The 11,121-nt window shown below is 55.6% G+C and carries 18 protein-coding genes; 17 read left to right on the forward strand and 1 reads right to left on the reverse strand.

Annotated features, from left to right (window positions below; translation table 11 throughout):
- Position 1: 1 nt before the first annotated feature.
- From rplE to dsbD, 17 genes are all read left to right on the forward strand, one after another.
- A complete protein-coding gene (gene rplE, locus ACQ4WN_RS18425) occupies positions 2-541 on the forward strand; it encodes a 50S ribosomal protein L5 (protein ID WP_010394421.1) in 540 nt (179 codons plus the stop codon).
- 2 nt (positions 542-543) lie between these two features.
- The gene (gene rpsN, locus ACQ4WN_RS18430) at positions 544-849 is read left to right on the forward strand and encodes a 30S ribosomal protein S14 (protein ID WP_010394423.1); all 306 of its coding nucleotides are present in this window, start codon (positions 544-546) and stop codon (positions 847-849) included.
- Between the two features lie 14 nt (positions 850-863).
- Positions 864-1,259, forward strand: coding sequence for a 30S ribosomal protein S8 (gene rpsH / locus ACQ4WN_RS18435; protein WP_034753208.1), 396 nt, complete (start codon positions 864-866; stop codon positions 1,257-1,259).
- A 10-nt stretch (positions 1,260-1,269) separates the two neighbouring features.
- Positions 1,270-1,803 carry a 50S ribosomal protein L6 gene (gene rplF / locus ACQ4WN_RS18440; protein WP_034778281.1) on the forward strand — a complete coding sequence of 178 codons (534 nt, stop codon included), beginning with the start codon at positions 1,270-1,272 and terminating at the stop codon, positions 1,801-1,803.
- 13 nt (positions 1,804-1,816) lie between these two features.
- Complete coding sequence (gene rplR, locus ACQ4WN_RS18445; RefSeq protein ID WP_010394431.1) at positions 1,817-2,179, forward strand: 50S ribosomal protein L18; 363 nt, start codon at positions 1,817-1,819, stop codon at positions 2,177-2,179.
- A gap of 9 nt (positions 2,180-2,188) precedes the next feature.
- Positions 2,189-2,707 carry a 30S ribosomal protein S5 gene (gene rpsE, locus ACQ4WN_RS18450; RefSeq protein ID WP_010394433.1) on the forward strand — a complete coding sequence of 173 codons (519 nt, stop codon included), beginning with the start codon at positions 2,189-2,191 and terminating at the stop codon, positions 2,705-2,707.
- 10 nt (positions 2,708-2,717) lie between these two features.
- Positions 2,718-2,897, forward strand: a complete 180-nt coding sequence (gene rpmD / locus ACQ4WN_RS18455; protein ID WP_010394435.1) for a 50S ribosomal protein L30 — start codon at positions 2,718-2,720, stop codon at positions 2,895-2,897.
- 30 nt (positions 2,898-2,927) lie between these two features.
- Complete coding sequence (rplO, locus tag ACQ4WN_RS18460) at positions 2,928-3,359, forward strand: 50S ribosomal protein L15 (RefSeq protein ID WP_034753211.1); 432 nt, start codon at positions 2,928-2,930, stop codon at positions 3,357-3,359.
- A 32-nt stretch (positions 3,360-3,391) separates the two neighbouring features.
- The gene (gene secY, locus ACQ4WN_RS18465) at positions 3,392-4,726 is read left to right on the forward strand and encodes a preprotein translocase subunit SecY (RefSeq protein WP_010394438.1); all 1,335 of its coding nucleotides are present in this window, start codon (positions 3,392-3,394) and stop codon (positions 4,724-4,726) included.
- An 18-nt stretch (positions 4,727-4,744) separates the two neighbouring features.
- Complete coding sequence (infA, locus tag ACQ4WN_RS18470) at positions 4,745-4,963, forward strand: translation initiation factor IF-1 (protein WP_005663428.1); 219 nt, start codon at positions 4,745-4,747, stop codon at positions 4,961-4,963.
- A gap of 42 nt (positions 4,964-5,005) precedes the next feature.
- Positions 5,006-5,119 carry a 50S ribosomal protein L36 gene (gene rpmJ, locus ACQ4WN_RS18475; protein WP_010394471.1) on the forward strand — a complete coding sequence of 38 codons (114 nt, stop codon included), beginning with the start codon at positions 5,006-5,008 and terminating at the stop codon, positions 5,117-5,119.
- Between the two features lie 14 nt (positions 5,120-5,133).
- Complete coding sequence (gene rpsM / locus ACQ4WN_RS18480) at positions 5,134-5,499, forward strand: 30S ribosomal protein S13 (RefSeq protein WP_046681666.1); 366 nt, start codon at positions 5,134-5,136, stop codon at positions 5,497-5,499.
- A gap of 17 nt (positions 5,500-5,516) precedes the next feature.
- The gene (rpsK, locus tag ACQ4WN_RS18485) at positions 5,517-5,921 is read left to right on the forward strand and encodes a 30S ribosomal protein S11 (RefSeq protein ID WP_010394475.1); all 405 of its coding nucleotides are present in this window, start codon (positions 5,517-5,519) and stop codon (positions 5,919-5,921) included.
- Positions 5,922-6,177: 256 nt separating this feature from the next.
- Positions 6,178-6,801, forward strand: coding sequence for a 30S ribosomal protein S4 (rpsD, locus tag ACQ4WN_RS18490; protein WP_010394478.1), 624 nt, complete (start codon positions 6,178-6,180; stop codon positions 6,799-6,801).
- A 112-nt stretch (positions 6,802-6,913) separates the two neighbouring features.
- Positions 6,914-7,891, forward strand: coding sequence for a DNA-directed RNA polymerase subunit alpha (locus ACQ4WN_RS18495; RefSeq protein WP_008444343.1), 978 nt, complete (start codon positions 6,914-6,916; stop codon positions 7,889-7,891).
- Positions 7,892-8,025: 134 nt separating this feature from the next.
- Positions 8,026-8,418, forward strand: a complete 393-nt coding sequence (gene rplQ / locus ACQ4WN_RS18500) for a 50S ribosomal protein L17 (RefSeq protein ID WP_010394482.1) — start codon at positions 8,026-8,028, stop codon at positions 8,416-8,418.
- Positions 8,419-8,576: 158 nt separating this feature from the next.
- Entirely contained in the window at positions 8,577-10,514 is a 1,938-nt protein-coding gene (gene dsbD, locus ACQ4WN_RS18505) for a protein-disulfide reductase DsbD (RefSeq protein ID WP_436552847.1), read from the forward strand.
- 71 nt (positions 10,515-10,585) lie between these two features.
- On the opposite strand, the gene ACQ4WN_RS18510 is transcribed toward dsbD, so the two are convergent.
- On the reverse strand, positions 10,586-11,119 hold the full coding sequence (locus ACQ4WN_RS18510) for a Spy/CpxP family protein refolding chaperone (protein WP_436552848.1): 534 nt from the start codon (positions 11,117-11,119) through the stop codon (positions 10,586-10,588).
- Between the last annotated feature and the right edge of the window lie 2 nt (positions 11,120-11,121).

The following is an 11,121-nucleotide window of genomic DNA, read 5'->3' on the forward strand; positions in this document are numbered from 1 at the left end:
CATGGCACGTCTCCAAGAATTCTATAAAGAAAAAGTCGTTGCCGACCTGACCAGCAAGTTTGGTTACAAGTCGGTAATGGAAGTTCCACGCCTGACCAAAATCACCCTGAACATGGGTGTTGGTGAGGCTATCGCGGATAAAAAAGTTCTCGAGCACGCAGTTGCTGACTTGACCAAGATCGCCGGCCAGAAGCCAGTGACCACCAAGTCCCGCAAAGCGATCGCAGGCTTCAAAATCCGTGAAGGTTACCCGATCGGTACGATGGTCACCCTGCGCGGCGCTCGCATGTACGAGTTCCTGGATCGCTTCATTACCGTGGCTCTGCCGCGCGTGCGCGATTTCCGTGGTGTGAACGGCCGTGCATTTGATGGTCGTGGTAACTACAACATCGGTGTCAAGGAACAGATCATTTTCCCTGAAATCGAATACGACAAGATTGACGCGTTGCGCGGTATGAATATCAGCATCACGACAACCGCTAAGACCGATGACGAAGCCAAAGCTTTGCTCGCCGCCTTTAAATTCCCTTTCAGGAACTGATCATGGCCAAACTGTCACTGATTAATCGTGAGATCAAGCGTGCTGACCTGGTGGCGAAATTCGCCCCTAAGCGCGAAGCTCTCAAGGCCATCGTCGATGACCAATCGAAATCGGAAGAAGAGCGCTACGAAGCTCGCCTGAAACTGCAGGCGCTGCCACGTAACTCGAACCCGACGCGTCAACGTAACCGTTGCGCCATCACCGGTCGTCCGCGCGGCACATTCCGTAAATTCGGTCTGGGTCGTATCAAGCTCCGTGAATTCGCCATGCGTGGTGAAATTCCGGGTATGACAAAAGCAAGCTGGTAATAGGAGAATATGCAATGAGTATGAGCGATCCTATCGCCGATATGCTGACCCGCATTCGCAATGCACAAGGCGTGCAAAAGACGACCGTGGCCATGCCATCGTCGAAAGTCAAAATTGCGATTGCCAGCGTCCTGAAGGACGAGGGTTACATTGAAGATTTCGCTGTTGCCGAAGCTGGTGGCAAAGCGGAACTGAAAATCGGTTTGAAGTATTATGTTGGCCGTCCCGTTATTGAGCGCTTGGAGCGCGTGTCCCGTCCGGGTCTGCGCGTCTACAAGGGTAAAGACGAGATCCCTGTTGTGATGAATGGCTTGGGTGTGGCGATCGTGTCGACTCCGCAAGGCGTCATGACTGACCGCAAAGCACGCGCTACCGGTGTCGGCGGCGAAGTTATTTGCTACGTGGCTTAAGGAGTTACACATGTCTCGAGTAGCTAAAATGCCTATCGTAGTGCCAGCTGGCGCCGAAGTCGCCATCTCCGCACAAGCGATCACCGTAAAAGGCCCGCTGGGCGTACTTTCCCAGGCCCTCACCGGCCAGGTTAAAGTGGAAAACAATGCAGGAACCCTGAGTTTCGACGTGGCGAACGACAGCCGCGAAGCCAATGCCATGTCCGGCACGCTGCGCGCACTGGTCAACAACATGGTTGTTGGCGTCACCAAGGGTTTCGAGAAAAAGCTGAACCTGGTAGGCGTGGGTTACAAGGCGCAAGCTCAAGGCGACAAGTTGAATCTGTCCCTGGGTTTCTCGCACCCTGTAGTGCATGACATGCCAGCTGGCGTTACCTGCGCAACACCAACCCCGACCGAGATCCTGATTAAAGGTATCGACCGTCAACAGGTTGGCCAGGTAGCCGCTGAAGTTCGTGCTTACCGCGCTCCTGAGCCTTATAAAGGCAAGGGCGTTCGCTATGCGGACGAAGTGGTTAAGCTTAAAGAAACCAAGAAGAAGTAATTAGGGGCTGACGATGGATAAGAAAGAATCACGGCTTCGCCGCGGACGCCAAACCCGCATCAAGATTGCGGAATTGAAAGTAAATCGCTTGTCGGTGCATCGCACCAACCTGCATATTTACGCCAACCTGATCAGCCCGGACGCTAAAGTCCTGGTTTCGGCCTCGACGGCTGAAGCGGAAGTTCGCGCTGAACTGGCAGGCCAATCCGGCAAAGGCGGCAATGCCGCTGCTGCAGCCTTGATCGGCAAGCGCGTCGCTGAAAAAGCGTTGAAAGCAGGAATTACCGAAGTTGCGTTCGACCGCTCCGGTTTCCGTTACCACGGCCGTGTGAAAGCGTTGGCAGAAGCCGCACGCGAAGCCGGTCTGAAGTTCTAAGGATCAATCATGGCAAAAATGCAAGCAAAAATGCAAAGCGACAAGCCGGATGATGGCATGCGCGAAAAAATGATCGCGATCAACCGCGTGACCAAAGTGGTCAAGGGTGGTCGTATCATGGGTTTCGCCGCGCTGACCGTAGTTGGTGATGGCGATGGCCGCGTCGGCATGGGCAAGGGCAAATCGAAAGAAGTGCCAGTTGGCGTGCAGAAGGCAATGGAAGAAGCCCGTCGCAACCTGATCAAAGTACCGCTCAAAAACGGTACCTTGCATCACACGGTTGTTGGTCGTCACGGCGCCTCCAAGGTCCTGATGAACCCAGCTAAGCCTGGTACTGGCGTTATCGCTGGTGGCGCAATGCGCGCTATCTTCGAAGTGATGGGCGTGACGGACGTGGTGGCGAAATCCACCGGTTCGAACAACCCATACAACCTGGTACGCGCTACGCTGGACGGCCTGTCGAAAATGAGCACTGCTTCCGATATCGCTGCCAAACGCGGCAAGTCGGTCGAAGACATTCTGGCTTAAGGTGGACAAAATGACAAACACAGTCAAAGTGCAATTGGTCAAGGGCTTGATTGGTACGCGCGAATCGCATCGCGCTACCGTGCGCGGTCTGGGTCTGCGTCGTGTAAATTCGGTTTCCGAATTGCAAGACACCCCATCCGTACGCGGCATGATCAATAAAGTATCGTATCTCGTTAAAGTTGTCGGGTAAGCCTTCGGGCTTACACGAACGGAGCAAATCATGGAATTGAATACTATTGCACCAGCCGAAGGCGCTAAGCACTACAAGCGTCGCGTCGGTCGCGGTATCGGCTCCGGCCTGGGTAAAACCTCGGGTCGTGGTCATAAAGGTCAGAAATCGCGTTCGGGCGGCTTTCATAAAGTCGGTTTCGAAGGCGGTCAGATGCCTCTGCAACGCCGTCTGCCTAAGCGCGGTTTCAAATCGATGCACGCAACCTTCAAAGCTGAAGTGCGCCTGTCCGATCTGAACAACCTGGCTGTTGGCGATGTCGACATTCTGGTCTTGAAGCAAGCTGGCGTTCTGGGCGTGTTGGCCCGTGACGTGCGCGTGATCTTGTCCGGCGAAATCACCAAAGCGGTGAATTTGAAGGGCTTGAAAGTGTCCGCTGGCGCGAAAGCCGCCATCGAAGCAGCCGGCGGCTCGGTAGCCTGAGTTGACCGCTAACAGCTTGATCGGAGCGAAAATTGGCGACTAATCCACAACTTGCTAAAAGTGCAGCGGCCGGTTTCCCTTGGGGACGGCTCTGGTTTTTGCTTGGCGCATTGGTGGTTTATCGTATCGGTGCTCACGTCCCGGTTCCCGGGATTGACCCGACACAATTAGCCTCGCTGTTCAAGGAGCACGAAGGCGGCGTCCTGGGCATGTTCAACATGTTCTCGGGCGGTGCCTTGTCTCGTTTTACAGTGTTTGCGCTGGGTATCATGCCTTATATCTCGGCCTCGATCATCATGCAATTGCTGTCGATCGTGTCACCGCAGATGGAAGCGTTGAAAAAAGAAGGCGAAGCAGGTCGTCGCAAGATCACCCAGTACACCCGGTATTTCACGGTTGCCCTGGCACTGTTCCAAGCGTTAGGCATTGCAGTCGCACTGGAGTCGCAAGCTGGTCTGGTGTTGGAACCTGGTCTTGCATTCCGCTTCGTAACGGTCGTCACTTTGTTGACCGGAACAATGTTTTTGATGTGGTTGGGTGAGCAAATTACCGAGCGTGGTTTGGGTAATGGCATCTCGATCATCATTTTTGCCGGGATTGCAGCAGGTCTGCCGTCGGCGTTGGGTGGCTTGTTCACTCAGGTGTCGAATGGTTCGATCGGCAGCTTCAGCGCGATTTTCATCGTGATTCTGGTAGCACTGGTAACGTACTTCGTCGTATTCGTCGAACGTGGTCAGCGCAAAATATTGGTCAATTACGCGAAGCGCCAGGTAGGCAACAAGATTTATGGCGGTCAAACCAGCCATTTGCCGTTGAAGCTGAACATGGCCGGCGTGATCCCGCCGATCTTTGCTTCTTCGATCATCTTGTTCCCGGCCACTATCGTGGACTGGTTTTCAAAGGGCGCCGACAACGCTAACCCTGCGGTGCGGTTCTTGAAAGATTTGGCAGCATCGATGGGGCCTGGTGAGCCTATCCATGCGCTGTTGTACGCAGTGGCGATCGTGTTTTTCTGTTTCTTTTATACAGCGCTGGTATTTAACAGCAAGGAAACAGCGGATAACTTGAAGAAAAGCGGTGCGTTCATTCCCGGGATTCGTCCAGGCGAGCAGACAGCCCGTTACATCGACAAGATCCTGACACGCTTGACACTTGCCGGCGCAGTCTACATCACCCTGGTGTGTTTATTGCCGGAATTTATGCAAGCCCAGTGGAAAGTACCATTCTATTTCGGCGGTACTTCTTTATTGATTATTGTAGTTGTCACCATGGATTTCATGGCGCAAGTACAGAACTACGTGATGTCGCAGCAATATGATTCGCTGCTGCGCAAAGCAAATTTCAAGGGCGGAATTCCGACGCGTTAAGCGCGGTAAACATACCGAATGGCAAAAGACGACGTCATACAGATGCAGGGCGAGATTCTTGAGAATCTCCCAAATGCAACATTTCGAGTGAAGCTGGAGAACGGACACGTGGTGCTCGGGCATATTTCAGGTAAAATGCGGATGAACTATATTCGCATTCTCCCTGGAGACAAGGTGACGGTGGAGTTAACGCCGTACGACCTGAGCCGAGCCCGCATTGTGTTCCGTACCAAGTAACACACTGAATCAAACCAAAGAAGCGAAAGAAAGAGCCCAAAAATGAAAGTTCTCGCATCAGTCAAGCGGATCTGCCGCAACTGCAAGATCATCAAGCGCAAAGGCGTAGTCCGCGTTATCTGCGTGGAACCACGTCACAAGCAGCGTCAAGGTTAATCGAGGAATAACAAATGGCACGTATTGCAGGGGTTAATATCCCAAATCATCAGCATACCGTTATCGGCCTGACGGCCATCTACGGTGTGGGCCGTCCACGCGCAGAGAAAATCTGTGCATCGACCGGTGTAGCAACCAACAAAAAGATCAAAGATCTGGATGACAGCGAACTGGAAAAACTGCGCGATGAAGTAGGTAAATTCATCGTCGAAGGCGATCTGCGTCGTGAACTGTCCATGAACATCAAGCGTTTGATGGATCTGGGTTGCTACCGCGGCATGCGTCATCGTAAGGGTCTGCCTTGCCGTGGCCAGCGTACGCGTACGAACGCACGTACCCGCAAGGGACCGCGTAAAGCCGCTCAATCGCTGAAAAAATAATCCGCTAGGGAATAATTATGGCTAAGTCGCAAAATAACGCCGCATCAGCACGCGTGCGTAAAAAAGTTAAAAAGAACGTCGCTGAAGGCATTGCACATGTCCACGCTTCGTTCAATAACACCATCATTACCATCACCGATCGTCAAGGCAATGCCTTGTCGTGGGCTACCTCCGGCGGTGCAGGCTTCAAGGGTTCGCGTAAATCGACCCCGTTCGCAGCGCAGGTCGCCGCGGAAGCCGCTGGTAAAGTGGCTGTTGAGTGTGGCGTCAAGAACCTGGAAGTACGTATCAAGGGCCCAGGTCCTGGTCGTGAGTCCGCCGTTCGCGCGCTGAACAACCTGGGCATCAAGATCACCGAGATCCAGGACGTGACGCCGGTACCGCACAACGGTTGCCGTCCACCGAAACGTCGTCGTATCTAAGATAGTGTTGCAGAGGGCGCTTCGGCGCCAGCTGCTTTTCTGTCTGTTGTATTAAGTACAGTTGTGTGAAATCGCTGGAGCAGGGAGCCGGAAACGGTTATACTGCCCGGCTGTTCTTGCCTGTCAAATTCAATTTGGCGGGTTTTTCGTTTTCAGCCACCGTCTGATTGAAGCTGAGTCAGACTAGCGCCTAACCGCAGCAGCGTGTTTGATCATGCATGTGGCTGGGGCGTTATCATTAAAAAAAGGAAGTATCGTGGCACGTTATATCGGACCTAAAGCAAAACTCTCCCGCCGTGAAGGTACTGACCTGTTCCTGAAGAGCGCACGTCGCTCGCTGGACAGCAAGTGCAAACTGGACGTCAAACCAGGCCAGCACGGTGTTAAATCCGGCGCCCGCACCTCGGACTACGGTAACCAACTGCGCGAAAAGCAAAAAGTAAAACGCATGTACGGCGTGCTGGAACGTCAATTCCGCCGCTACTTCGCTGAAGCAGACCGTCGTAAAGGCAACACCGGCGAAACGCTGTTGAAGTTGCTGGAAACGCGTCTGGACAACGTTTGCTACCGCATGGGCTTTGGCTCGACCCGCGCTGAAGCGCGTCAATTGGTCAGCCACAAAGCGTTCACCGTGAACGGTATCGTTGTCAACATCGCTTCGTACGCGGTTAAAGTTGGCGACATCGTTGCAGTTCGTGAAAAATCGAAAAAGCAAGTGCGTATCGTTGAAGCACTGTCGCTGGCTGAACAAGTTGGCATGCCTAGCTGGGTTTCGGTTGATGCCAAGAAAATGGAAGGTACCTTCAAGTCCCTGCCAGAGCGTAACGAAATCGCTAACGACGTCAACGAATCGCTGATCGTCGAGCTGTACTCGCGTTAATAGTATCAAGTAGCAAGACTCCCGCCCACTTTGCATTTTGTAAAGTGGGCGTTTCACTAATGCCATCAGCCTTATCGGTGTAATGAGCCGAGGGTATTGAAAAGGACATTTCATGCAAAACAGTTTGTTGAAGCCACGTATTATCGATGTTGAAGCTCTCGGTGCAGGTCACGCCAAGGTCGTGATGGAACCGTTCGAGCGCGGCTATGGCCACACATTGGGTAACGCGTTGCGCCGCGTTCTGCTGTCGTCGATGGTAGGCTATGCGCCGACCGAAGTGACGATCGCTGGCGTCGTCCACGAATATTCCTCCCTCGATGGCGTGCAAGAAGACGTCGTCGATCTGTTGCTGAACTTGAAGGGTGTGGTTTTCAAAGTCCACAACCGCGATTCGGTAACCCTGACCCTGAAAAAAGAAGGCGAAGGCGCGATCCTGGCCTCCGACATCGACCTGCCGCATGACGTCGAACTGATCAACCCTGACCACGTGATCGCCCACCTGACCGCTGGTGGCAAGCTGGACATGCAGATCAAGGTTGAAAAAGGCCGCGGCTACGTTCCTGGTAACGTGCGTCGCCTGTCGGAAGACACGAACAAGACCATCGGTCGCATCATCCTGGACGCGTCCTTCTCGCCAGTGCGCCGTGTATCGTACTTCGTTGAATCGGCCCGCGTCGAACAGCGTACCGACCTGGACAAGCTGATCATCAACATCGAAACCAACGGCGTGATCTCGCCGGAAGAAGCGATCCGCCAGTCGGCCCGCGTTCTGGTGGACCAGTTGAATGTGTTCGCTGCCCTGGAAGGCACGGAAGCTGCCGCCGAAGCGCCATCGCGCGCTCCGCTGGTCGATCCTATCCTGTTGCGTCCAGTCGATGACCTGGAGTTGACCGTGCGTTCGGCGAACTGCCTGAAAGCGGAAAACATCTACTACATCGGCGACCTGATCCAACGTTCGGAAAACGAACTGCTGAAAACGCCAAACCTGGGCCGCAAGTCCCTGAACGAAATCAAGGAAGTGCTGGCATCGCGCGGCTTGACTTTGGGCATGAAGCTGGAAAACTGGCCGCCTGCAGGCCTGGAAAAGTAATTTGTAGTTGTAGCAAACTGCCTGGGACAGGTGTCCCAGGCTTTTATTTTTGAAGCACCAAACCGGCCCGCGATGTTGCACTAGCTTCATCGATCGAAGAGCTGGAATTTAAACACTCACCGAAAGGATTTATCATGCGTCACGGTCACGGCCTCCGTAAACTGAATCGTACCTCGTCCCACCGTCTGGCAATGCTGCGCAACATGACAGTATCGCTGCTGCGTCACGAAGCGATCAAAACCACCTTGCCAAAAGCAAAAGAACTGCGCCGCGTTGTCGAGCCAATTCTGACCCTGGGCAAAACTGACTGCCTGGCAAACAAGCGTCTGGCTTTCAACCGCCTGCGCGATCGTGAAATGGTCTTGAAGCTGTTCGCTGAACTGGGCCCACGTTACGCTAACCGTAACGGCGGCTATGTGCGTATCCTGAAAATGGGTTTCCGCGTCGGCGATAACGCTCCTATGGCGTTCGTTGAACTGATGGATCGTCCAGATACGACCGAAGCAGTTGAAATCGCTGGCGAGTAATCCCAGTAATTGCATCTAAGAAAGCCAGGCCTAGCCTGGCTTTTTTGTTTTCTGCTGCAGCTATCCTTTCAGCGGTGTACTATTCTCCTTTCGCGCCGGCCCGGCACAAGCGCTGCCTGCTCCGCGCGTCCTCTGTCGAATGGTTGAAAAGGTAGTTCATGTCCCGTTTCCCCTCCAGCGCCAATGCGGGCGCCGCGCCACGCCATCCCTTGCTCACGTGGTTTGTCGCCTGCCTCTTCCTGTTGATCGCCGTTTTTGGCGCCGGCCATGCCCGTGCCGACGATGAGTTCCTCGATCCCGAGCTGGCTTTCAAATTTTCCGCCCGCATGCAGGACCCGACCACCATTGCCGTCACCTATGTGATTGCCGATGGTTACTATATGTACCGCGAGCGCTTCAAGTTCGACGCCGTGGGTGCCAAGCTGGGCACGCCCGTGTATCCGGCCGGCAAGGTCAAGTTTGACGACACCTTCCAGAAGAATGTGGAAACGTTCCGCAAGACCCTTACCATCACGATTCCCGTACAGGCGGCTGGCGCGTTTACCCTGAAGGCGACGGGACAGGGCTGCTCCGACAAGGGTCTGTGCTATGCGCCGCAGGATGCCACGGCCCAGCTGGTGGGGGGGGGCGGCGGCCAGAGCATGGCGCCGGGCGGCGTGGCATCGAAATTCGCCTTGCCAGGCGCGCCGGCAGTCGACACGGCGGCCGTCAACGGCCCGCAGGCGCAAGCGTCGCCTGGCGTGTCCGTGCTGAGCATTCCCCAGGCGGATATCACCGGCACGCCGGACGCTGCACCGGCAGCGGCGGTCGTCGCTGCACCCACTGCACCCGCTGGCGAGATGGGAATGGCCGAAGCCGCATTGAAAAGCGGCAAGCTGCTGGTGATCGTGCCGCTCTTCCTGGTATTCGGCTTGGCGCTGTCGTTTACACCGTGCGTGTTGCCGATGGTGCCTATCCTTTCATCGATCATCGTCGGCGAAGGCGCCGGCATCAAGCGCTCGCGCTCTTTCCTGTTATCGCTGACCTATGTGCTGGGTATGGCCATCATTTATACCGCGTTGGGCGTGGCGGCTGGCCTGCTCGGCGAAGGACTGGCGGCGCGGCTGCAGAATCCTTGGGTGCTGGGTACGTTTGCGGTGTTGTTGGCGCTGCTGTCGCTGTCGATGTTCGGCTTTTATGAATTGCAAGTACCGGCTGCACTGCAGCAGCGTTTGACCAATGCATCGAACCAGCAAGCTTCGGGCAAGCTGGTTGGCGTATTTGTCATGGGCGCCATTTCGGCACTGATCGTTGGCCCATGCGTGGCCGGTCCGCTGGCCGGCGTGCTGCTTTACATCAGCCAGACTGGCAATGCGGTGCTCGGCGGCCAGGCACTGTTCACCTTGGCGATAGGCATGGGCATTCCGCTGTTGCTGGTGGGCGCGTCGGCCGGCTGGCTGTTGCCGCGCGCCGGCGCCTGGATGGATGCCGTCAAGCGCTTCTTCGGCTTCATGCTGCTCGTGACGGCATGGTGGATGGTGTCCCCTGTGTTGCCGGGAGCCGTGAAGATGCTGGGTTGGACGGCGCTGGGTATCGGTTATGGCATGTATTTGCTGAACGGTAAGGGCAACTGGGTGGCCAAGGCCTTCGGCCTGGTGTTTGCCGTGCTGGGCGTGCTGCAACTGGTCGGCGTGGCCAGCGGTGGCCGCGACCCGCTGGCGCCGCTGGCGCATCTGGGCGGTGGCCAGGTGCATGCGCAACCATTTACGCGCGTGAAAACCGTGGCGCAGCTCGATGCGGCGCTGGCGCAGCTCAATGGCAAGCCGGCCCTGCTGGACTTTTATGCGGACTGGTGCGTGTCCTGCATCGAGATGGAAAAATTGACCTTTGTCGATCCCGCCGTGCGCGAGAAGATGGGGCAAGCCGTGCTGCTGCAAGTGGACGTGACGGCCAATGACGCCGACGACAAGGCCATGCTGAAGCGTTTCCAGCTGTTCGGCCCGCCTGGCATCATCATGTTCAATCCGCAAGGGCAGGAGATCGCCCAGTCGCGTGTGATAGGTTTCCAGAACGCATCAACGTTCCTGACTTCGTTGCGCAAGCTCGACGGTCAGTAAGCGTTTACTTGCCTTGTAAATAAGAAAAAGCCTGCATTGCAGGCTTTTTCCATTCTTGCATACAGCGAGATTTAACCAGCTTTGGGATGCTCCTGCATACCGTGGTGGTCACCACGATGGCCGCCATGCATGCCGCCAGGCACGTTGTCATCAAACACTTTCTTTTGCTCCGGCGTCAGTACGGCATAGAAGGTTTTCAGCGAGGCCAAACGGCTTTCCTGGCCGGCGATGCGTTCCTTCGACATGGCGATCCATTGCTCCATACGTTCCGGCGCCGACAGCTTGGCCATCGCTTCGTGCCTGGCCTTCCAGTCGCCCATCGGCTTCTTCGGCGCGTTGGCCGCCGTGAAGGCGGCCCAGGCTGGTTCCTGCGCGGCTGTCAGTTTCAGCTTGTCGTGCAGACGGGCCTGGTATTTCGCCATGCGTTCGGCGGGATTGCCACCGCGGTGCTGGCCGCGCTGGCCATCATGTTGCATCTTGGTGCTGGCGGCAGGCGCGCTGGCGGCCGCTTCCTGGGCGTGGACGGTCAGCGATGCCGCACCCATGCCGAGTACGCTCATGGCGATGATCAAATTCTTGCGCAAGCTTGTCATTGAGGCGTTCATCT

Origin of the sequence: Janthinobacterium pasteuri (genome assembly GCF_051380775.1) — a bacterium.
Taxonomy (GTDB): domain Bacteria; phylum Pseudomonadota; class Gammaproteobacteria; order Burkholderiales; family Burkholderiaceae_D; genus Janthinobacterium.

What these genes read in the sequence shown, in the direction of transcription:
- rplE (WP_010394421.1), top strand. Translation starts at nt 2, where the DNA reads ATGGCACGTCTCCAAGAATTCTATAAAGAAAAAGTCGTTGCCGACCTG.
- rpsN (WP_010394423.1), top strand. Translation starts at nt 544, where the DNA reads ATGGCCAAACTGTCACTGATTAATCGTGAGATCAAGCGTGCTGACCTG.
- rpsH (WP_034753208.1), top strand. Translation starts at nt 864, where the DNA reads ATGAGTATGAGCGATCCTATCGCCGATATGCTGACCCGCATTCGCAAT.
- rplF (WP_034778281.1), top strand. Translation starts at nt 1,270, where the DNA reads ATGTCTCGAGTAGCTAAAATGCCTATCGTAGTGCCAGCTGGCGCCGAA.
- rplR (WP_010394431.1), top strand. Translation starts at nt 1,817, where the DNA reads ATGGATAAGAAAGAATCACGGCTTCGCCGCGGACGCCAAACCCGCATC.
- rpsE (WP_010394433.1), top strand. Translation starts at nt 2,189, where the DNA reads ATGGCAAAAATGCAAGCAAAAATGCAAAGCGACAAGCCGGATGATGGC.
- rpmD (WP_010394435.1), top strand. Translation starts at nt 2,718, where the DNA reads ATGACAAACACAGTCAAAGTGCAATTGGTCAAGGGCTTGATTGGTACG.
- rplO (WP_034753211.1), top strand. Translation starts at nt 2,928, where the DNA reads ATGGAATTGAATACTATTGCACCAGCCGAAGGCGCTAAGCACTACAAG.
- infA (WP_005663428.1), top strand. Translation starts at nt 4,745, where the DNA reads ATGGCAAAAGACGACGTCATACAGATGCAGGGCGAGATTCTTGAGAAT.
- rpmJ (WP_010394471.1), top strand. Translation starts at nt 5,006, where the DNA reads ATGAAAGTTCTCGCATCAGTCAAGCGGATCTGCCGCAACTGCAAGATC.
- rpsM (WP_046681666.1), top strand. Translation starts at nt 5,134, where the DNA reads ATGGCACGTATTGCAGGGGTTAATATCCCAAATCATCAGCATACCGTT.
- rpsK (WP_010394475.1), top strand. Translation starts at nt 5,517, where the DNA reads ATGGCTAAGTCGCAAAATAACGCCGCATCAGCACGCGTGCGTAAAAAA.
- ACQ4WN_RS18495 (WP_008444343.1), top strand. Translation starts at nt 6,914, where the DNA reads ATGCAAAACAGTTTGTTGAAGCCACGTATTATCGATGTTGAAGCTCTC.
- rplQ (WP_010394482.1), top strand. Translation starts at nt 8,026, where the DNA reads ATGCGTCACGGTCACGGCCTCCGTAAACTGAATCGTACCTCGTCCCAC.
- dsbD (WP_436552847.1), top strand. Translation starts at nt 8,577, where the DNA reads ATGTCCCGTTTCCCCTCCAGCGCCAATGCGGGCGCCGCGCCACGCCAT.
- ACQ4WN_RS18510 (WP_436552848.1), bottom strand. Translation starts at nt 11,119, where the DNA reads ATGAACGCCTCAATGACAAGCTTGCGCAAGAATTTGATCATCGCCATG.